21 protein-coding genes are annotated in these 20,633 nt (G+C 58.5%); 11 read left to right on the top strand and 10 right to left on the bottom strand.

Annotation, left to right across the window (positions count from 1 at the left end; genetic code table 11):
- Window positions 1-44 precede the first annotated feature (44 nt).
- Window positions 45-701: an alpha/beta hydrolase gene (locus tag ACYZUD_RS17650; protein ID WP_462019455.1), complete on the bottom strand. Its 657-nt coding sequence runs from the start codon at window positions 699-701 to the stop codon at window positions 45-47.
- A 467-nt stretch (window positions 702-1,168) separates the two neighbouring features.
- Here ACYZUD_RS17650 and ACYZUD_RS17645 point away from each other — a divergent pair, with 467 nt between their 5' ends.
- The 6 genes from ACYZUD_RS17645 to ACYZUD_RS17620 all read left to right on the top strand — a co-directional run bounded on the left by ACYZUD_RS17645 (window position 1,169) and on the right by ACYZUD_RS17620 (window position 7,542).
- On the top strand, window positions 1,169-2,197 hold the full coding sequence (locus tag ACYZUD_RS17645) for an amino acid ABC transporter substrate-binding protein (RefSeq protein ID WP_462008972.1): 1,029 nt from the start codon (window positions 1,169-1,171) through the stop codon (window positions 2,195-2,197).
- Window positions 2,198-2,262: 65 nt separating this feature from the next.
- On the top strand, window positions 2,263-3,444 hold the full coding sequence (locus ACYZUD_RS17640; protein ID WP_462019454.1) for an amino acid ABC transporter permease: 1,182 nt from the start codon (window positions 2,263-2,265) through the stop codon (window positions 3,442-3,444).
- A gap of 10 nt (window positions 3,445-3,454) precedes the next feature.
- On the top strand, window positions 3,455-4,552 hold the full coding sequence (locus tag ACYZUD_RS17635; RefSeq protein WP_462019453.1) for an amino acid ABC transporter permease: 1,098 nt from the start codon (window positions 3,455-3,457) through the stop codon (window positions 4,550-4,552).
- 10 nt (window positions 4,553-4,562) lie between these two features.
- A complete protein-coding gene (locus ACYZUD_RS17630) occupies window positions 4,563-5,327 on the top strand; it encodes an amino acid ABC transporter ATP-binding protein (RefSeq protein ID WP_003171943.1) in 765 nt (254 codons plus the stop codon).
- Window positions 5,328-5,585: 258 nt separating this feature from the next.
- A complete protein-coding gene (locus ACYZUD_RS17625; protein WP_462019452.1) occupies window positions 5,586-6,245 on the top strand; it encodes a FadR/GntR family transcriptional regulator in 660 nt (219 codons plus the stop codon).
- The gene (locus ACYZUD_RS17620) at window positions 6,235-7,542 is read left to right on the top strand and encodes a CynX/NimT family MFS transporter (RefSeq protein WP_462019451.1); all 1,308 of its coding nucleotides are present in this window, start codon (window positions 6,235-6,237) and stop codon (window positions 7,540-7,542) included. Before ACYZUD_RS17625 ends, ACYZUD_RS17620 begins: the two co-directional genes overlap by 11 nt.
- Window positions 7,543-7,631: 89 nt before the next feature.
- Here ACYZUD_RS17620 and ACYZUD_RS17615 read toward each other — a convergent pair whose 3' ends face one another.
- From ACYZUD_RS17615 to ACYZUD_RS17585, 7 genes are all read right to left on the bottom strand, one after another.
- Window positions 7,632-8,252: a DUF1120 domain-containing protein gene (locus tag ACYZUD_RS17615; RefSeq protein ID WP_462019450.1), complete on the bottom strand. Its 621-nt coding sequence runs from the start codon at window positions 8,250-8,252 to the stop codon at window positions 7,632-7,634.
- An 85-nt stretch (window positions 8,253-8,337) separates the two neighbouring features.
- Window positions 8,338-9,474 carry a DUF1120 domain-containing protein gene (locus ACYZUD_RS17610; protein WP_462019449.1) on the bottom strand — a complete coding sequence of 379 codons (1,137 nt, stop codon included), beginning with the start codon at window positions 9,472-9,474 and terminating at the stop codon, window positions 8,338-8,340.
- A gap of 10 nt (window positions 9,475-9,484) precedes the next feature.
- Window positions 9,485-11,953: a fimbria/pilus outer membrane usher protein gene (locus ACYZUD_RS17605; RefSeq protein WP_462019448.1), complete on the bottom strand. Its 2,469-nt coding sequence runs from the start codon at window positions 11,951-11,953 to the stop codon at window positions 9,485-9,487.
- A 136-nt stretch (window positions 11,954-12,089) separates the two neighbouring features.
- Window positions 12,090-12,803 carry a fimbria/pilus chaperone family protein gene (locus ACYZUD_RS17600; RefSeq protein WP_462019447.1) on the bottom strand — a complete coding sequence of 238 codons (714 nt, stop codon included), beginning with the start codon at window positions 12,801-12,803 and terminating at the stop codon, window positions 12,090-12,092.
- Between the two features lie 163 nt (window positions 12,804-12,966).
- Window positions 12,967-13,596 carry a DUF1120 domain-containing protein gene (locus tag ACYZUD_RS17595; protein WP_462019446.1) on the bottom strand — a complete coding sequence of 210 codons (630 nt, stop codon included), beginning with the start codon at window positions 13,594-13,596 and terminating at the stop codon, window positions 12,967-12,969.
- 296 nt (window positions 13,597-13,892) lie between these two features.
- Entirely contained in the window at window positions 13,893-14,528 is a 636-nt protein-coding gene (locus ACYZUD_RS17590; RefSeq protein WP_462019445.1) for a DUF1120 domain-containing protein, read from the bottom strand.
- Window positions 14,529-14,743: 215 nt separating this feature from the next.
- The gene (locus ACYZUD_RS17585; RefSeq protein WP_462019444.1) at window positions 14,744-15,382 is read right to left on the bottom strand and encodes a DUF1120 domain-containing protein; all 639 of its coding nucleotides are present in this window, start codon (window positions 15,380-15,382) and stop codon (window positions 14,744-14,746) included.
- Window positions 15,383-15,779: 397 nt separating this feature from the next.
- Here ACYZUD_RS17585 and ACYZUD_RS17580 point away from each other — a divergent pair, with 397 nt between their 5' ends.
- From ACYZUD_RS17580 to ACYZUD_RS17565, 4 genes are all read left to right on the top strand, one after another.
- Complete coding sequence (locus ACYZUD_RS17580; RefSeq protein WP_462019443.1) at window positions 15,780-16,412, top strand: response regulator; 633 nt, start codon at window positions 15,780-15,782, stop codon at window positions 16,410-16,412.
- Window positions 16,413-16,522: 110 nt separating this feature from the next.
- Complete coding sequence (locus ACYZUD_RS17575; protein ID WP_192406262.1) at window positions 16,523-16,993, top strand: nuclear transport factor 2 family protein; 471 nt, start codon at window positions 16,523-16,525, stop codon at window positions 16,991-16,993.
- A gap of 40 nt (window positions 16,994-17,033) precedes the next feature.
- Entirely contained in the window at window positions 17,034-17,351 is a 318-nt protein-coding gene (locus tag ACYZUD_RS17570; protein ID WP_462019442.1) for a GIY-YIG nuclease family protein, read from the top strand.
- Between the two features lie 88 nt (window positions 17,352-17,439).
- Window positions 17,440-18,375: a glutathione S-transferase family protein gene (locus ACYZUD_RS17565; RefSeq protein ID WP_462019441.1), complete on the top strand. Its 936-nt coding sequence runs from the start codon at window positions 17,440-17,442 to the stop codon at window positions 18,373-18,375.
- Window positions 18,376-18,469: 94 nt separating this feature from the next.
- On the opposite strand, the gene ACYZUD_RS17560 is transcribed toward ACYZUD_RS17565, so the two are convergent.
- Together ACYZUD_RS17560 and yejK are read right to left on the bottom strand one after the other, a co-directional pair.
- Window positions 18,470-18,820, bottom strand: coding sequence for a glutaredoxin family protein (locus ACYZUD_RS17560; RefSeq protein WP_462019440.1), 351 nt, complete (start codon window positions 18,818-18,820; stop codon window positions 18,470-18,472).
- The gene (yejK, locus tag ACYZUD_RS17555) at window positions 18,820-19,824 is read right to left on the bottom strand and encodes a nucleoid-associated protein YejK (RefSeq protein WP_462019439.1); all 1,005 of its coding nucleotides are present in this window, start codon (window positions 19,822-19,824) and stop codon (window positions 18,820-18,822) included. Before yejK ends, ACYZUD_RS17560 begins: the two co-directional genes overlap by 1 nt.
- Window positions 19,825-20,298: 474 nt before the next feature.
- On the opposite strand from yejK, the gene ACYZUD_RS17550 reads away from it, so the two are divergent.
- Window positions 20,299-20,580 (top strand): HU family DNA-binding protein, encoded by a 282-nt coding sequence (locus ACYZUD_RS17550; RefSeq protein ID WP_007905514.1) that lies wholly within the window; start codon window positions 20,299-20,301, stop codon window positions 20,578-20,580.
- Window positions 20,581-20,633: the final 53 nt, after the last annotated feature.

Here is a 20,633-nt window from a genome sequence, read left to right as displayed (position 1 = left end):
CAAGAATCAGGCGCGGCGTAGTGGGACGGATCAATGGGGAGCTTTTAGCGCAGGCGCTCGGCGAGCCAGACGCCGATGTCGCGAATTTCTTCGGGTAACACTTCGTGGCCCATTGGGTATTCCTGCCATGTCACGGTGACACCATGCTGCTTTAAATACTCGTAGGCGGTCCGGCCCATGGCGTTTTGCACCACGTCATCGTACTGACCGTGTAAAGACAGCACGGGAATGCGCTGCTGGCTGGCGGAAAGTTCGAGTTCATCACTAAAGGTCGGTGCGTAAGTGGAGAGGGCAAGTACGCCACCCAGCGGCCCCTGCCATTTCAGAAATGCGGTGTGTAACACCACGGCGCCACCTTGGGAAAAACCTGCCAGGAAAATCCGCGAGGCGTCTATTCCGATGGCTCGCTGCACTTCGATCAAATTAACGACTCTTTGTGCCGACTCTTCCAGCTGCTCGCGGTTGATCGCGCGGGCGGGGCTCATGGCCAATATGTCGTACCAGCTTGGCATCTCGTAGCCACCATTAATGGTGACGGCGCAGGTCGGTGCCTGAGGCAGAACGAAGCGGGTGGTCAGCAGGGTTTCCTGCAGGGCTTCGGCCACCGGCAGGAAGTCGTAGCGGTCGGCGCCCAGGCCGTGCAGCCAGATAACGCAGGCGTCTGCGGGCTTGACGGGTTGGAGAATCAAGGGCTCGGTCATGGGTGCTCCATTTTTGTGCGCGCGCTCTCATTAAGTGCGAGATCCGAGTGCGCGCCTGGTTGATCAGTTAAGAAGATGTCGCAAGGCTGCAAGTTTTGCTATTGACCTGTCGCTGAATCGCTTTAGCGAGCGGTCTGGTACGGGCTTTGCTATGGGGAAACGGTACAACCCATCTCGCGCCTGGCGGTAACACTATCAGTGTACCGCTGACTGTGGGATAGCAAAGAATCCGGTGATGGATGTTCGCCAGTGGCCGCTACGGGCTTCGCGAACGTGAAAGGGCTACAGCCCGTTCGGCCGATTGGTGAGAAGTGAGTTGTCCATGATGTGGATTTTCTCCTACTAGACTCATAGCGCAGGTCTTACGTCGGTTGACCCCAAAAAAAGCCAACACGGGTCAACAACGCCTCATAAGGGTGCGACAGGACTTAAGCTCCGACACAACAAGAGCAAAACTGGAGGTTTGAATGAAGATGTTGAAATCCACCCTGGCCATCGTGACTGCAGCCGCAGTGCTCGGTGTCAGTGGGTTCGCTCAGGCGGGTGCAACCCTGGATGCAGTGCAGAAGAAAGGTTTCGTACAGTGCGGCGTGAGTGACGGTCTGCCGGGCTTCTCGGTTCCGGACTCTACCGGCAAGATCATCGGTATCGATGCTGACGTCTGCCGTGCTGTGGCCGCTGCCGTTTTCGGCGACGCGACCAAGGTCAAATTCAGCCAGTTGAACGCCAAAGAGCGCTTCACCGCGCTGCAGTCCGGCGAAATCGACGTGCTGTCGCGTAACACCACCTGGACCAGCTCCCGCGATTCGGGCATGGGCCTGGTGTTTGCCGGCGTGACTTACTACGACGGCATCGGCTTCCTGGTGAACAACAAGCTGGGCGTGAAGAGCGCTAAAGAGCTCGACGGCGCCACCATCTGCATTCAAGCCGGTACCACCACTGAGCTGAACGTTTCCGACTACTTCCGTGGCAACGGTCTGAAATACACCCCGATCACCTTCGACACTTCCGATGAAAGCGCCAAGTCGCTGGAATCCGGTCGTTGCGACGTGCTGACCTCCGACAAATCCCAGCTCTACGCACAACGCAGCAAGCTGGCGACGCCGACCGACTACGTCGTTCTGCCGGAAACCATCTCCAAGGAGCCTCTGGGCCCGGTCGTGCGTAAAGGCGACGAAGAGTGGTTCAGCATTGTGAAGTGGACCCTGTTCGCCATGGTCAACGCTGAAGAAATGGGCATCACCCAGAAAAACGTTGAAGCTGAAGCCAAAGCCACCAAGAACCCGGACGTCGCTCGTCTGCTGGGCGCTGACGGTGAATACGGCAAAGACCTGAAAGTGAAGAAAGACTGGGTCGTTCAGATCGTCAAGCAAGTGGGTAACTACGGTGAAGTGTTCGAGAAAAACCTCGGCAAGAGCACTCCACTGGCCATTGACCGCGGGCTGAACGCTCTGTGGAACAACGGCGGCATTCAATACGCACCACCAGTGCGCTGATGGTTCTATCACCCGGTGGGCCAACCGCCGGGTGATGTTCTGTTCCATTATTTCTGGGGCACTTCATGCAAAATTCAATCGGCGCACCAAAGCAGAGGCTCAGCCTCAGCGATCCAAAAGTGCGTGCGTGGCTATTTCAGATCATCACCATTGTGGCGGTGGTCTCGATGGGCTGGTATCTGTTCGATAACACGCAGACCAACCTTCAGCACCGGGGCATTACCTCCGGTTTCAGCTTTCTGGAGCGCAGTGCCGGTTTCGGTATCGCTCAACACCTGATCGACTACACAGAATCGGACAGCTATGCCCGAGTGTTTGTCATCGGCCTGCTCAACACGCTGCTGGTGACCTTCATTGGCGTGATCCTGGCGACGATCCTCGGGTTCATCGTTGGCGTGTCACGACTGTCGAAGAACTGGATCATCGCCAAGCTGGCCACTGTGTACGTGGAAGTCTTCCGTAACATCCCACCGCTGCTGCAAATCCTGTTCTGGTACTTCGCGGTGTTCCTGACCATGCCGGGGCCGCGCAACAGTCATAACTTCGGCGACACTTTCTTCGTCAGCAGCCGTGGCCTGAACATGCCCGCAGCGTTGGCGGCGGACGGTTTCTGGCCATTTGTGGTGAGCGTTGTCGTGGCCATTGTCGCCATTGTGATAATGAGCCGCTGGGCCACCAAACGCTTCGAAGCGACCGGTGTGCCGTTCCACAAATTCTGGGTCGGCCTGGCGCTGTTTCTGGTGATCCCTGCGCTGTGCGCATTGATCTTTGGCGCGCCGGTGCACTGGGAAATGCCGGAGCTCAAGGGCTTCAACTTTGTCGGTGGCTGGGTGTTGATCCCGGAACTGCTGGCGCTGACCCTGGCCCTGACGGTGTACACCGCGGCGTTCATCGCCGAGATCGTGCGTTCGGGCATCAAGTCGGTCAGCCACGGCCAGACCGAAGCGGCGCACTCGCTGGGTCTGCGTAACGGTCCGACCCTGCGCAAGGTGATCATCCCGCAGGCCCTGCGCGTGATCATTCCACCGCTGACCAGCCAATACCTGAACCTGGCGAAGAACTCCTCGCTGGCGGCCGGTATCGGTTATCCGGAAATGGTCTCGTTGTTTGCCGGTACGGTGCTGAACCAGACCGGGCAGGCGATCGAGGTGATTGCCATCACCATGAGCGTGTACCTGGCGATCAGTATCAGCATTTCCCTGCTGATGAACTGGTACAACAAGCGCATTGCGCTGATCGAGCGGTAAGGAAAAGCGCATGAGTACTCATACTTTCAAACCTGACATGCCGCCACCGAACCGTAGCATCGGTGTCGTGGCGTGGATGCGCGCCAACATGTTCTCCAGCTGGCTCAACACCCTGCTGACCTTGTTCGCGTTCTATCTGATTTACCTGGTGGTCCCGCCGATCCTGCAGTGGGCGATCCTCGATGCCAACTGGGTCGGGACCAGCCAGGCCGACTGCACCAAGGAGGGCGCCTGCTGGGTGTTCATCCAGCAGCGCTTCGGCCAGTTCATGTACGGCTACTACCCGGTGGACTTGCGCTGGCGCGTTGACCTGACCGTGTGGCTGGCGGTCATCGGCGTGGCACCGTTGTTCATCTCGCGCTTCCCGCGTAAAGCGGTGTACGGGCTGAGCTTTCTGGTGGTGTATCCGATTGTTGCCTGGTGCCTGCTGCACGGCGGCGTGTTCGGCCTGAGCGCCGTGGCGACCAGCCAATGGGGCGGCCTGATGCTGACCCTGGTGATCGCCACCGTCGGTATTGCCGGTGCGTTGCCGCTGGGGATTGTCCTGGCATTGGGCCGTCGTTCGAACATGCCGGCGATTCGTGTGGTCTGCGTGACCTTCATCGAATTCTGGCGCGGCGTGCCGTTGATCACGGTGCTGTTCATGTCCTCGGTGATGCTGCCGTTGTTCCTGCCGGAAGGCATGAACTTCGACAAGCTGCTGCGGGCGCTGATCGGCGTGATCCTGTTCCAGTCGGCCTACGTGGCCGAAGTGGTGCGTGGCGGTCTGCAAGCGATTCCCAAAGGTCAGTACGAAGCGGCCGCAGCGATGGGCCTCGGTTACTGGCGCAGCATGGGCCTGGTGATTCTGCCGCAAGCCCTGAAGCTGGTGATCCCTGGCATCGTCAACACCTTCATTGCGCTGTTCAAGGACACGAGCCTGGTGATCATCATCGGCCTGTTCGACCTGCTCAACAGCGTCAAGCAAGCCGCCGCCGACCCGAAATGGTTGGGCATGGCCACTGAAGGCTATGTGTTCGCGGCCCTGGTGTTCTGGATTTTCTGTTTTGGTATGTCCCGCTACTCCATGCATTTGGAACGTAAGCTGGACACTGGCCACAAGCGTTAGGAGTTTTGTCATGAGTGAAGCGATCAAACAGCCTGTGAGCCCTGAAGGCATTATTCAGATGCAGGGCGTGAACAAGTGGTACGGCCAGTTCCACGTGTTGAAAGACATCAACCTGAACGTCAAGCAGGGCGAGCGTATCGTCCTGTGCGGCCCGTCGGGTTCCGGCAAATCCACCACCATCCGTTGCCTCAACCGTCTGGAAGAACACCAGCAGGGCCGCATCGTGGTCGATGGCGTGGAGCTGACCAACGACCTCAAGCAGATCGAAGCGATCCGCCGTGAAGTCGGCATGGTGTTCCAGCACTTCAACCTGTTCCCGCACCTGACCATCCTGCAGAACTGCACGCTGGCGCCGATGTGGGTACGCAAGATGCCCAAGCGCAAGGCCGAAGAAATTGCCATGCACTACCTGGAGCGCGTACGCATTCCGGAGCAGGCGCATAAATTCCCGGGGCAACTGTCCGGCGGTCAGCAACAGCGTGTGGCGATTGCCCGTGCCCTGTGCATGAAACCGAAAATCATGCTGTTCGACGAACCGACTTCGGCACTCGACCCCGAGATGGTGAAAGAGGTTCTGGACACCATGATCGGCCTGGCCGAAGACGGCATGACCATGCTCTGCGTAACCCACGAAATGGGCTTCGCCCGCACCGTGGCCAACCGCGTGATCTTCATGGACAAGGGCGAAATCGTCGAACAGGCAGCGCCGAACGACTTCTTCGATAATCCGCAGAACGACCGCACCAAGCTGTTCCTGAGCCAGATCCTGCATTGATCCTGCACAGGCATTGACATAAGCCCGGACATGTTCCGGGTTTATTTTTGCCCGAATTCCTGTGGGAGCGAGCCTGCTCGCGAATGCGGTGCGACATTCACAGATGATGTCGACTGACACACCGCTTTCGCGAGCAGGCTCGCTCCCACAGCGATCAGTCCATTTGTCTCCCTCTAATCCTGTGTGGTTGTCCTTTCTACCGAAGCTGACTAACATGTCATAAAATTCATCCTATGATTGGATGAAAGGGCGAATCCCATGTCAGAAATGTCTCCACTCATTAAACGTTCCTTGGTCGATCAGGCCCTGGACCAGTTGCGCCTGCGTATCACCGAAGGTGTCTGGACCGTCGGCCAGCGCCTGCCCACCGAGCCCGAGCTGTCCGCTGAGCTGGGCATCAGCCGCAACACCGTGCGTGAAGCCATGCGGGTGCTGGCGTTTTCCGGATTGATCGAGATCCGGCAGGGTGACGGCAGCTACCTGCGGGCAGTGATCGACCCGCTGGACACCATGAAGGCGCTGTCCCGCTGCTCCCATGAGCAGGCCCGGGAGACTCGGCACATTCTGGAAGTAGAGGCCATCGGCCTGGCCGCGTTGCGCCGTACCGATGAAGACCTGGTGGCATTGCGCGAGGCGTTGGGTGTCAGTGGCAGTCACTACCACGGAGATCTCGACAGTTACATCGCCTGCGACCTGGTGTTTCACCGTCGCCTGGTGGACGCCGCGCACAACCCGACCCTCAGCGAGTTGTATCGCTATTTCTCCAGCGTTATCGGCGCACAATTGCGCCGGACCTTGAGCGTCACGCCCCGACGCCAAGAGGTCTTCGACCTTCATATCGAACTGCTCGATGCCGTCGAGCAACGCGACCCGGAACGGGCCAAAGCCTTGTCGAGGCAGTTGATCAATGAACCTTGAAACCGAGACCGCCATGTCCAGCAGCAACAGGCACATCACTGAAGCCAAGCGCACGGCGGAGCTCGAAGAACTGCTGATCGATGCCGAGGCCGATGACGAAGCGGTCCAGCAAAGTCACCCGATCCTGCGCCGTCCATGGCTGTTGTTGCTGGGCCTGATTCTGGTGGCGCTGAACTTGCGGCCAGCGCTTTCGAGCATGGCGCCAATGCTCAGCGAAGTCTCGAAAACCCTCGGTTTGTCGGCGGCGCAGGCCGGTTTGCTGACGACGTTGCCGGTACTCTGCCTCGGTTTGTTTGCGCCGTTGGCGCCCGTGCTGGCGCGTCGTTTCGGCGCCGAGCGGGTGGTGCTGGGGATTTTGCTGATGCTGGCCGGCGGGATCATTCTGCGCAGTTCGTTCGGCGAGATCGGCCTGTTCGCCGGCAGCGTGCTGGCCGGCGCGAGCATCGGTGTGATCGGCGTATTGCTGCCAGGCATCGTCAAACGCGACTTCCCGAAACAGGCCGGCACCATGACCGGCGTCTACACCATGGCCCTGTGTCTGGGCGCGGCCATGGCGGCGGGCGCGACCGTGCCGTTGAGTCAACACTTCGACAAGAGCTGGGCGTTGGGCCTCGGTTTCTGGGTGGTTCCGGCAGTGGTCGCGGCGATTTTCTGGTTGCCGCAAGTCGGTCAGAAACACGGCGCGCATCACGTCGCCTACCGGGTTCGCGGACTGTTGCGTGACCCGTTGGCCTGGCAAGTGACCTTGTATATGGGGCTGCAATCGTCCCTGGCGTACATCGTGTTTGGCTGGTTGCCATCGATCCTGATCGGTCGCGGCCTGACGCCGACCCAGGCCGGCCTTGTACTGTCGGGCTCGGTGATCGTTCAGTTGGCCAGTTCATTGGCGGCACCGTGGCTGGCGACTCGCGGCAAGGATCAGCGCCTGGCAATTGTGATCGTCATGGCGCTGACCCTCGGTGGTTTGTTTGGCTGCCTTTATGCACCGATCGAAGGCCTGTGGGGCTGGGCGATTCTGCTCGGTCTGGGGCAGGGCGCCACGTTCAGCCTGGCGTTGACCCTGATCGTGCTGCGCTCGCGGGATGCTCATGTGGCTGCAAACCTGTCGAGCATGGCCCAAGGGTTCGGTTACACCCTGGCATCCATGGGGCCGTTCGCAGTCGGTATCGTGCATGACTGGACCGGCGGCTGGACGGCCCTGGGCTGGATCTTCGGCGTCATCGGCCTCGGCGCGATCCTCGCCGGTCTGGGGGCTGGGCGTTCGTTGTACGTGCAGGTGGAAAGCGAAAAAGTCTGATACTCGTGACTTGCTCTATGGGCTTGTTCGGGTGGTGACTTCAGACACTGAACCGCATGCCGAGGTGGCGAGCGGTTTAGTGCGGGGCGTTACAGGTACTTCATTTCAAATGTCGCAGAGCCATCCATAGTGACTTCGTCAGTCAGGGTCAGGCTGTCGGCGCGGGCGATATAAGTGAAGATCGCCAGGTCCATCGTGAGGTCTTTCACGGCAATAGGAGTGCTGTTATCTGCGGTGGAGCCTACAGACAGGAGGTAATCGGCACCCATGAAATTTGTTTTTTCCCAAGTTGCCCCGTTGTCTTCTGAGTCGATTGCCTGAGCCACCTGAGCATCTGCCAGAGTGTTTTGGATTTGGGCAAAAAAGAACCCCAGCTTTTCGCCAGCGCTGGTTAACCCCAGACCGAACCTGCCGCTAGCCGAAGTGGTACCGGATTTATTGTCGATTTGGTTGAGTGCGAACAAAATCGGTGCATTACAGGCCACGATTAATTGCATCGGATGCCGACCCACTTCGGTACTGCGTACTGGGTCGAGGTCCTTTGCCGAAATTTTTCCTATGTCGATTTTTCCTCCGTTGGACAAGCTCGGTGTACAAGCATCTGGAGTGATGATCCCTTTGACAGTCAAGTCAACGGACGATGCTGCAAGGGCATAAGGCGCGACACAGACCAGCGCAGTGGTTGCGAGTGCTGCAAAGTACATTTTCATTATTATTTACTCACTTTTATGGTTGTTTTCCTGGTTGGCCCAAGGCGCTTGAGGGCACCGCGAGTACAACAGGATGGTTTGGGTGCTACAGGTAAATAATCTCGATCGTCCCCGAGCCATCGAGGTCGATGGTCGTGCTCAAATCCAGGCTGTTCATGGGGGCAATGACGGCCTCGACCGTCACAGATGTGTTGAGGTTCTGGATCGCAACCGGGCCTGCGGTGCTGCCGGCGCTGTCGGTAAAGCCCAGGTAGCTTTTTTGGCCAACGGGTATCGGGCTTGAACTGGCCGTGCTCCAGGCCGCGCCGCCGGTGGTGGAGTCGGTGCGATACAGACGGGCGAAACCGTCGGCAGTGGCATTGGCCGGGTCGACGTTCAGCGAATAAAGACCAATCTTGTTGCTGCGGTTATCGACATTCAGACCGTAGTAAATCTCACTGTTGACCGCCGCTGTGCCTTTGCGGCTGTCCTGCATGATCAGGGCGAAATGGGACGGTGCATCGCAGCCGACTCGCAACGTGAGGGTCCTGGGCGGGAGTCGGGTGCTCTTGTCGGCATTCAGGTCTTTTCTGGACAACGTGCCGAAGTCGACCACGCCCGCGTTGGATAGCAGGGGGACGCATGCGGCTGGCGCAAAGCTGGCTCGCAAGGTGATTTCCCGGGTGCGGCCCGCAGAGACTGCGTCGAACAGGCCGGAGGTCTCCCAAGTGACCGAGTCGCGCATACGCATCCCTTGTTCCTCAACCCTGGCCGTCAGCTCGAGCTGCACCGAGAAAACCTGGCCCTGCACCGGCACGCCGGCCCGAACCGGAACGATGCCGTGCTCAGGTCGCCAGATCAGGCTCGAACCGATTGCTGCGGGCGGCTGGCCGACACCGGCAATCAGTGCCAGGTCGACCGATTGACCGTCGAGTACGGCGTCGCCAATGCGCGTTTGGTAGCTGCCGCGCTCGGCAAAGTGATAGCGCTCGGCGGTCGCGGCCATGGCCCGATAGAACAGGGTCATGTCGACGGTCTGCGAACAACGCAGGTTCAGGCTCACACGGCGCTCGCCCAGGTTGCGTTCGGGCATCGTGTCATGGCGTATCGCCCGGTTCATCAGCCCGTAGTCGAGCACCGCTTGGCTGACGTTGAGCTGGCAGTCGTTTGCCCAGGCCGGTGGTGTGAAGCCACTCAGCGTCAGCGGGGCGAGTGTCAAAAGTAAATAGCGCGACAGGTTCATGAAATCATCCTCAGGGGGCTCGGCACTGGGCGGGGGCGGTCTCGTAGTACGCCTCGGTGTCGGCGTTGGCCGGCAGTTCGAAACGCAGTTGGCAACGGTCCAGTCCCGGCGCGGTTATCCACAGCGCGCGGGGATCGAGAACATTGGGCAGAAACACCAGGCCGCCGTCCTGCACCAGAGTGACGAACTCGCCATCCCCGGTGTTCACGCTCGCGCCGCGGGGCAATGGCGCGCCGTTGGCGGTGGTGACTTTGAGCAAGGCGCGACGGGTCATCGTGATGCCGAACTCGACGTTGTCGACCGCACCGCGACCGGCCAAAATCACCGCCATCCCGTTGGTGATGTCGGCGTTACGCGGCAGGGTTTTGGTATCGACTTCCACGGGGCTGCGGCCATAAGCGCTGACTTGGGGGACGACGGCTTGACCTTGCCAGTCGGTCCAGACCGGACCGCTGGGGGTCGTGACTTTGATGGCACTCATCTCTCCCACCGAGACCAGGGCAAAGGTGTCGCGTACCGGATAGGGCGAAAGCGTCAAGCCGCCGCGGTGCAGGACGGCACCTCCGCGGGCGCTGGCCTGATAGCTGGAACGTTCGGCATCGGAGCGGGTGTAGTTCAGGTCCAGTTGGCTATAGCGCGGTAGTAACGAAACACCGGCGGAGGACTGCACTTGCTTGTCGCGCGTGTCGTGCTCAACGCCGACCCGGTAAGCCAGTTGATCGTTGACCTGTCCACTGACGCCCGCACCGCTGCGGTATTCGCCAGCGGAGCTGCGCACCCAGGTTCTTGCCCGTCGGTGCTCACCCAAAGGAATACTGAGATTCAGGTAAACGCTGTCATCGCTGCGGTTCGCGCCGCTGACTTGCCATTCGGCTGTCGCGGAGACGGATACGCCGCCGATGCTGGTGCCCCAGGACGCGAGGGCGCGACTGCTGCTTTGGCTGTCGAATGAGCTTGATCGGCTGAAACCGCTGCTGAAGGCGCCCAGCCAAGGATGCGACCAGGACAGGCCGGCACTTTGCCGGTCGCGGTAACGGGATTTGCTGCTGTCGGAGGTACCCTCGAACACCGCGTCTTCCAGTTCACGGTAGCCCAGAGTTCGGTAGGAGCTTCCTGCATTGAGCGACCACTGTTCGCTCAAACGATGCGATACGTTCAGGTCAGCCTGAAGTCCATGGCTGGCTTTTTTGCCACTGGCGTCAGCGCCTGTCAGCGTAGCTTGAACCTGTGTTTCGGGCGTAGGCAGCAGGCCCACACTGGCGCCCGCCGCACGATAGTCGGCGGCACCGGTCAGGCCTGCACTGAGCAGGACTTGCGGGTGCAGTGCGCCGCTCCAGCCGCCACTGATCACCCAGGGATCGTTGCCCTGTTCATCGCCTGTACTGCGCATCAGGCCGGCCGCCAGCGAATAACCGGGCGCCGGCAAACCGATGCCGAGCATCGCGGCAGGCACGGTAAAGCTGCGCTCGCTGCCATCGGCTTCCTTGATGGTGACTTCCACGTCGGAGCGGGTGTTGAGTCGGCGTACGTTGGTGAGCGCGAATGGACCGGCGGGCACCACCGTGGAATGGATCAACGAACCATTTTGCCGAACCTCGACCTGCGCCTGACTGTTGGCGATACCTTCAATGACCGCGCTTTGTCCTTCGCCCTGCAGTGCTTCCTCATTCAGCACTTGCACGCCGTTGATCTGCGCACCCGCCAGCACCGGGTTGTACAAATTGATCTGACCCGCCTGCAGCACCGCTTCGTGACTGGCGAAAGTGCGTTGGGCGTAGGCGGCGATATGCGTTGTGCGGGACACGTCGTCCTGCCAGGTCTGCACTTGGCGACTGCGCACGATCCAGTCACCGGCGTTAAAACCGAACTCTGTGTTCGCCGATGCATAACGACTCGTTTGATCGCCAGAACGACTGTGCAGACCGGTGACGTCGTAATTGAGCAAACCGGCGATGCCGCCCGTTTGATAGCCGGAAAAATCCCGGGCAGTGGGGCGTATCGCGTCGGTGGGCACGATCAATGACACGGCAAGGCTCGCGGGATCAGGTTCGATGACGGTCTGCGGCGAGGTACCGAGGAAGTCGTGGCACCGGCCATCGTCCAGCAGGCGAGCGGGCACCGTCAGGTTGGCCGCATCGAGCAGGGCGCGATCGAAACACAACGCGCCTTCGTCATTGAACGTGACGTCGACCCGACCATGGCGTTGGCCATTGACCGTGAGAGTGACCGGGTGCCTCCCGGCGGTGAATCGCGGCGCGTGCATCAACGACGTTGCCAACGCCGGATCGATACCTCGCTGTAACAACGTGTTTTGATCGAACGACGTCGGTAACGAAACATCACCGTGGGCGTCGAGCATCATCAACGCATTGGTTAGCAGCAACGCCATCGGCGCCTGCCACCACAACAGGTGAGGGCGAACGGTGGCCCGAATAACGGGCACGGCTTCGCCTTCACGGTAAATCAATACTGTGTTCATGGGGTTCACTTGGTTGATGCCTGCGTGCTGGCCGATTTCGCTGTGGCCTCAGACACGCGCGTGGCAACGGCTAAAGCGCCGTCACCTTGAAACTTTGGCACTCACGGTTCCTTTGGGGGCACCAGGTGTTGTGGTTTCAGGATTTGATGGGCGCCTCATAGTGCGGCACCGCGAAACCGTAGACCGTGGCCGGTTGGAAGCGCACTTGCGTGGCGGCTCCTTCAGGCACGGTAATGCGGATGTGCTCTCCGGGCAGCACGTAGGTTTTCGGCAACATTGCGTTGCCCGCAGAAGGCAATAACTGCACTTCCTGGCCTAGCCGCACCACGTAGGGGGTGTCGTTGCGTACGATCAGTTGGCCGTCCTGCAGCGACCATTGCAGGTCAGTCCATGGCGTGCGATTGGGCGCCAGGCCCTTGGGGTGAAGAATCAACGGCAGGTTCTGCCGCACTGTTACGCCTACACGAGCATGCCCGAGTTCGGCGGCGGGTTTGCCTTGGGGGATGCCTTCAAAGATCACCCGTTTCAATCGCTGGGTGAGCAGGGGTTTTTCCGACTGAAGTATGAAGCGCACCAATTGGGTTTTCGAGGCTTCGACGCGTGCCAGGGGTGGCGTCACGAACACCAGGGATTCGGTGTCCTCAGGAATGTTTTCGACGGTGACGTGCATCAACGCCAAGGTGGTATCGGTGTTGGTCACTGAAACGGACGCTTCACCGTCGGCCTCGTTGACGATGACCACCGAGGTGTTCGGGACCATGCCGTCAGCCTTGGCTTGCGCAGTCAGCAGGATCGCGAGTGCACCAATGCCGCAATGCAGGAGGTGCCTGCAAGTTAAAAACATCGTCATGACGTGTCTCGTTGAGTGATTCGAAAAAGGTGAAAGCAGTGACTGGACGTCAATGCACCGTGCTACTCAGTTCCACTTTGGAAGCGGCGAAATCTTCACCCTCTGAGCAGGATGGTGAGCGGGCAACGCGCTCTGTCAGGCGTTGCCCAGCGGTTGGACCGAGTTACAGATACACCACTTCGAGGGTAGCCGACCCATCGATTTGCACTTCGTCAGTCAGTGTCAGGCTGTCAGTACGTGCAATGGCGGTATTGAGTGCAATGTCCACTACAACATCCGTAAGAGGGTGGGGCGCCCAGACTCCGCCAGTGCGGTTGCCAAACGCGACCATTTTTTCCGGCACTGCAGCAGAGTCATCAAGGTCGAACCAGGTGGTTCCATCGTCGTCCGTCGTCAGCACTGACGAGGCGATAGCCGAGACCGGGTTCAAGAACGACAAGTAATACCGGCCGAGTTTCTGGGTTCCGTTGATCAAGCCCAGGCCGTAGGCAGTGTTTCCATGACTGGATGAACCTGCCCGGTTATCGACGGGCTGAATTGCAAACACCGTTGATGCATCGCATTTCACCGTAAGTTGAACCATATGATCGACAAGCTTGGTTTCATTGGTTGGGTTCAAGTCTTTCGCGGAAATTTTTCCAAAATCGACGATACCGCCACCGGACAGGCTGGGTGTGCAGGCCACCGGAGTAATGATGCCTTTAACGGTCAAGTCGGTACTGGACGCAGCGAACGCCGACGATGCTCCGGTCAGTAGCAAGGCAGCGGTCAGGAGGGATAGATGTTTTTTCATTGTTGAATCTTCCTTGAAATCGATTGCTGAGAGTTGTCCTGTGCGGACAAGGGGCAATCTATCGATCGGGGTCGCCAGATGAAATGCAACTAATACGAAAGCGGATAGCTTGGTGTATGAAAAGGTGTTGCGGGCTCCGGTCCGCTTTCTTCCGAAGTGACCCTCTGTCTGTAGTCGTTCGCGTGGTGGGTGCTCGGCCGCAAAGGGTGTTGTGAGAGGAACAGGGCGGCGTTGTTTTCCGCGCATTCCCGTCCCTCATTCAGAGCAGTCGCTTGTTCCCCGGTACCTACGTCGGGTTACAGGTACTCGATCTGCAGGGTGGCAGAGCCGTCGAGTTTTACTTCGTCGATCAGGGTCAGGCTGTTGGTGGGCGCGATGTCGGTGTAGATCGTAATGTCCACTGAGACGTGCCGAACGAAGTCAGGTTTGAAAACACTGCCGGTCAGGTCGCCAAACCCGATCCAGTCATTCAGATTCTTCGCGAAGAACTCATGAAGCGGACGCCAAGAGACCCCTTCGTTATCGGAAAACAGCACGCCCACCGGGACATCGGCGACCGGGTTTTTGATAGACATCTGGTATCGACCCAACTTCTCATTGCCGTTGATCTTGCCCAAACCGAAGTAATTAGCCCCCGTTGTGCTCGCTGAGCCTTCACGGTTGTCGCGGCTACTGATCGCAAACAGCGCGGATGCGTTGCAGTTCACGGTGAGTTGAATGATTTCATTCCCAATTCGGGTGTGAGTCGTCTCTTTCAGATCTTTCACCCGGATTTTTCCGAAGTCGATTACACCACCATTGGCGAGAATCGGTTCACAGGCAGCTGGAGTGATGGTGCCGGTAACGGTCAGGTCTGTTTCGGACGCTGCGACCGCCGACGATGTGCCAGCCAGCAGCAACGCGGCAGTCAGAAGGGATAGACGTTTGTTCATGTTTTGGCTCTTCCTTGAGGGAGGGTTGTTGGTCATTGCCCTGAGTTTTCGATGGACTGAGTAATCCATGGTGCAGGGGCTTTTTTAGTGTTGTATGCGCCAGCCAGAGTTCTGGCATTGGTCGCGCGAAGAGGATTCTTGTCCTTGACGGGGAGTTTCAAAGGGGCGCACGGGGAATGCGAAGTATCCAGCGATGCCTGTCAAATGATGGACGGTTACAGGTATTCGATCTGGAGAGTGGCAGAACCATCCATTTTCACTTCGTCGATCAGCGTCAGTCGGTTGGCAGGTGCAATTAAGGTTGAGACCACAATGTCCACCGTAACGGTTTGAAGGTAGTCAGGTGTCATGACTCCACCGGTATCGTTGCCAAATGCAAGCCAAACGATCCGCGGAATCGGATCGTCTTCCGAATAAACCCTCCAGGTTTCACCCTTGTTAAGCGACCACAGCGCTTTCACTGCGACATCGGCGACCGGATTTTTGAAAACCAGGTAGTAGTCGCCCAGTCGCTCATTGCCGTTGATCAAACCCAGACCAAAATTCTGCACGCCGCCAATCAGGCTCGCTGTGTTCGGTCGGTTGTCACGGAGACTGATCGCAAACTGTGCTGCTGCATTGCAGTTCACGGTGAGTTGAATGGTCCTGTCTTCGAGTCGGGTGTGGCTGGTCTCATTCAGGTCCTTCGCGAATTTTTTCCCGTAATCGACGATGCCACCATTGGCGAGATTCGGTTCACAGGCAGCCGGAGTGATGATGCCGGTAACGGTCAAGTCTGTTTCGGACGCTGCGAACGCCGACGATGCGCGAGTCAGCAGCAACGCAGCCGTCAGAAGGCAAAAATACTTGTTCATGTGTTGGCTCTTCCTTGAAAGCAGGATTGCTGAAAAGTGCCCGTTGCGGACAGGACGCAATCTATCGGCGGGGTTAGTCAGGTTAAATGCAACTAATACGAAAACGGCTAAGCCGGTGTATGTAAGGGTGTTACAGGCTGCGGAATCCGTTCTTTTGAGGCGTCGTCCGCTGTTCTACGACGTGATGCATGTAGTCTTTCGACGTACGATTTGTGATCTTTTGGCGTGGGCTACATGGAAAAAAAATGTAGGGAAAATCTCTTTGTTTTGTCGGTTAATTTTTTGGGCCCGTAGACGTTGGACGAAGGGATATCGAGGCTCGGAGAAGGCGTTGTATTGAGCAAGAGGACAGCGTTAATTTCCCGCACTCCATTCATCGAGTAGGAGATATCCGACAATGCGGGTAATCATTGCTGACGATCATGCGGTCGTTCGTATCGGGTTGCGGATGTTGATAGATGTCAGCAGGGCGTGTGTGGTGGTGGGTGAAGCCGACGGTACGGACAGTCTGATGACCCTGCTGGCAAACATTCCCTGTGATTTGTTGGTGACTGACTTCTCCATGCCGGGAGGGCAGCAGAACGATGGTCTGCAGATGCTGAGCACGGTTCGGCGCCATTATCCGACGATGCCTGTCATCCTGGTGACGATGTTTGCCAACGTCGCCACATTGCGCGCAGCGCTCGCCCATGGCGTTATGGCGATCGTCGCTAAAGGCGCCTCCGCGACGGAGTTGCCCCAGGCAATCAAAAAAGTGGGCGAAGGGCGGCGTTTTATCAGTGAGTCCTTGCGCACATTACTGGCTCAAGCCGACATCGATGTTCAGTCGCAGCCCCCTTCACTGTCAGCCAAGGAGCACGAAGTCGTGAGAATGCTCGCCAGCGGTATGACCGTCAGTGAAATCGCCGGTCTCTTCAACCGCAGCGTCTCGACCATCAGCAAACAGAAAAACATGGCCATGCACAGGCTCGGTTTATCCACGGATGTGGAACTCTTTGCCTACGCCCGTGAGAGCGGCATGGTGCATTAGGTTCTCATTGGGCTTGGGCAGTCACGGTATTCGGCTCACGAATGCCGATAGTGTTTCGCGAATTTGCAGACTATCGTGCAGGCAATCTTACGAACATTCGGAGCCTGCCCATGAGTGACGCCCACAACGCCTTGATCACCCAGTTCTACCAAGCTTTCCAGCGGCTGGATGCCGAGGCCATGAGCGCCTGCTACACCGACGACGTGGTGTTCAGTGACCCGGCGTTCGGCGAACTGCGCGGTCGTGATGCCGGCGACATGTGGCGGATGCTCACCACGCGAGCCAAGGATTTTTCCCTGACATTCGATAACGTGCGCAGCGATGAGCGCACCGGCGGCGCGCATTGGGTGGCGACGTACCTGTTCAGCCAGACCGGCAACACCGTGGTCAACGACATTCAGGCGCGTTTCGTGTTTCGCGACGGCAAGATCTGCGAGCATCACGACAGCTTCGATATGTGGACCTGGTCCCGACAGGCGCTGGGTTTCAAAGGGCTGCTGTTGGGCTGGACACCCGCGGTGAGAAACGCCGTTCGCGCTCAAGCGTTGAAGGGTCTGAAGGCATTCCAGGCCAGTCGCTGATAAGATCGCGGCTCGTTTCCTTTCAAGCCTTGATCGTCACATGAGCTCCCCGAGCGAATCCTCCGTTATTGCCGCCGAACCGACACCCGTCAGCAAACCGTGGTTCGTCTACCTCGTTCGCGCGGCCAATGGTTCGCTCTACTGCGGGATCAGCGACGATCCCGTCCGCCGCTTCGCCACTCACCAGAGCGGCAAGGGCGCACGCTTTTTCCTCTCCAGTCCGGCCGTGGCACTGGTCTACACCGAAGTCTGCCGCGACAGAAGCGACGCGCTGCGTCAGGAACGGCTGATCAAAAAACTCAAGAAAAGCGCCAAGGAATGTCTGGTAGCGACCTTTGCGGCGGGCTTATCAATCTGACTGATAAGTCCTCATCAGGCAGATGGGTGGGATGCTTGCGGATTGCGCGCTAAGCTGCGGATTCCTTATCCGTGCGGCGGAGCCGAGCATGTCAGAGTTGATTCTTCATCATTACCCGACGTCCCTTTTCGCCGAAAAGGCCCGCTTGCTGCTGGGCTTCAAGGGGCTGTCCTGGCGCTCGGTGAAGATCTCGCCGGTGATGCCGAAACCCGATCTGACCGCGCTGACCGGCGGCTATCGCAAGACCCCGGTGCTGCAAATCGGTGCTGATATTTATTGCGACACCGCACTGATCGCCCGTCGTCTGGAGCAGGAAAAAGCGCTGCCGGCGTTCTTCCCGGAAGGTCAGGAAATGATCGCTGCGACTTTCGCTGCGTGGGCTGATTCGGTGGTGTTCCAGCATGCGGTCAGCCTGGTGTTTCAGCCGGAATCTATCGCTGTACGCTTCGGCAATATGCCGCCGGAAGCGATCAAGGCGTTCATCGCTGATCGCGCCGGACTCTTTAGCGGTGGTAGCGCTACCAAGTTGTCCGCCGAGCAAGCCCGGCATCAATGGCCAACCATCATGGCGCGTCTGGAGCAGCAGCTTCAGCGCGAGCAGGGCGATTTCCTGTTTGGCGAGCCATCGATTGCCGACTTTGCCCTGGCCCATCCGATGTGGTTCCTCAAGGCTACGCCGGTGACCGCACCGTTGGTCGATGCTTATCCGGCGGTTTCTGCGTGGTTGGGGCGGGTGATGGGCTTCGGTCATGGCGCGTCCAGCGAGATGACGTCCGAGGAGGCGCTGGAGGTGGCGCGCAATGCGACGCCGGCCGCGTTGTCGGATGAGCAGTTCGACGAGCCGAATGGGTTCGAGGCGGGTCAGCAAGTGGTGATTGCGGCTACCGACTATGGTGTTGACCCGGTGGCCGGTGAGTTGCTGTTTGCGGGCCGTGAAGAATTGATTCTGCGTCGTGAAGACGAGCGTGGCGGCGTGGTGCATGTGCACTTTCCGCGGTTCGGGTTTCGTATCGAAAAACACTGACGTACAACGGTGGGAGCGAGCCTGCTCGCGATAGCGGTGTGTCAGTCACATCGATGCTGGATGTGCCGCCGTCACCGCGAGCAGGCTCCCACCGTTATTTCAGCGCCGCAAGTATCTGGTCCGGGTCGTACCCGCGAATCAACGTCCCGTTCACATCGATGATCGGAATCCCGCCGCCACCCAGCGCCTCATAGGCCTTGCGCGCCTCGGCATCTTTCTCGATGTCGAATTCCTTGTACGGAATGCCTTTCTGGTCGAGAAAGCGTCGGGTCAGTTTGCAGTAGCCACACCATTCGGTGGCGTAGAGCACGACGTTGGCCTTGGCCTGGGTCTGTTCGGACACCACCAGTGACGGGTTAAACACCCGCTCGATCTTGCCCCAGTTCTGGTAAACCACAACCACCAGCAGGATTAGCAGGAATTTCTTTAATATGCCGCCGAGCATCAGTTGCGCCGCTTGAGCTGGTCGGTCAACTGGGTCGGCAGGCCTTTGATGATCAGCGTGCCAGCCTCTTCGTCGTATTCGATCTTCGAGCCCAGCAGGTGCGCTTCGAAGCTGATCGACAGGCCTTCGGCGCGACCGGTGAAGCGGCGGAACTGGTTCAGGGTGCGTTTATCCGCCGGGATCTCTGGCGACAGGCCGTAATCCTTGTTGCGGATGTGATCGTAGAAGGCTTTCGGGCGTTCTTCGTCGATCAGCTCCGAGAGCTCTGCCAAGCCCATGGGCTCGCCCATTTTTGCCTGACTGCTGGCGTAATCCACCAGGGTCTTGGTTTTCTCCCGGGCGGACTCTTCCGGCAGGTCTTCACTTTCGACGAAGTCGCTGAAGGCTTTGAGCAGGGTGCGGGTTTCTCCTGGGCCGTCGACGCCTTCCTGGCAGCCAATGAAGTCGCGGAAATACTCCGAAACTTTTTTGCCGTTCTTGCCTTTGATGAACGAGATGTACTGCTTGGACTGCTTGTTGTTCTGCCACTCGGAGACGTTGATCCGCGCCGCGAGGTGCAACTGGCCCAGGTCCAGGTGTCGGGACGGGGTCACGTCCAGCTGTTCGGTCACTGCAACGCCTTCACTGTGGTGCAGCAGGGCGATCGCCAGGTAATCGGTCATGCCCTGCTGATAATGCGCAAACAGCACGTGGCCGCCCACAGAGAGGTTCGATTCCTCCATCAGTTTTTGCAGGTGTTCCACCGCCACGCGGCTGAACGCCGTGAAATCCTTGCCGCCATCGAGGTATTCCTTCAGCCAGCCGCTGAACGGATGCGCCCCGGACTCGGCATGGAAAAAGCCCCAGGCCTTGCCTTGTTTGGCGTTGTAGCTCTCGTTGAGGTCGGCGAGCATGTTCTCGATGGCGCTCGACTCGGCAAGTTCAGAGTCGCGAGCGTGGAGAACTGCAGGTGTGCCGTCGGGTTTTTTGTCGATCAGGTGGACGATGCAATGACGGATCGGCATGGGCTTCTCGGCTGATTGAAGGGAGGAGGGCGTGCTCCCCGAAAAAGTGCCAAGTGTACCGTGTAATCACGCCGTAGCGCGTCCCCCGTAGGAGCTGCCGAAGGCGGTGATCTTTAAAAGACAAGATCAAAAGATCGCCGCCTTCGGCAGCTCCTACAGGGGAGGGAAGGGCAATTTCGGGTCGCGGGACGGCGCTTATGCAGTTTTTTATAGTTTTAGAGCAATAAAGCTGACCAAATGGGTAGCTAGAGGCGGATATTTCCCCGTCTCTGTGCTAGTTTTGCCCGGTCTTACGCGAAGTCACTGCGTTAAGCGTGCATTCAGCATTTGTCAGGTCGAACCAAACCCTGATTTCGGTATCTATAACCCCGATCCCGTGGTTATTGGCCGAGGGTGCCAGATCTAGAAGATCGGGCTCGATGGCTGACACTGCACTCTGCAATCCATATGAATTTGATAGGGAAGGAACACTACATGGCTCTTACTAAAGACCAACTGATCGCCGACATCGCTGAAGCTATCGACGCGCCAAAAACCACCGCGCGTAACGCTCTGGACCAACTGGGCCAAATCGTTGCCGATCAGCTGGAAAACGGCGGCGAAATCACTCTGCCAGGTATCGGCAAACTGAAAGTGACTGAGCGTCCAGCCCGTACTGGCCGTAACCCTTCGACTGGCGCTGCCATCGAAATCGCTGCCAAGAAAGTTATCAAGCTGGTTGTGGCCAAAGGCCTGACTGACGCTGTTAACAAGTAAGACGCAGTAAAAAAAGCCGTGCTCCGGAGTGATCCGGGCACGGCTTTTTTGTG

Source organism: Pseudomonas sp. XS1P51 (genome assembly GCF_054897845.1).
Note: the sequence above shows the minus strand (reverse complement) of the source record. Positions and strands in the feature narration are given on the sequence as shown.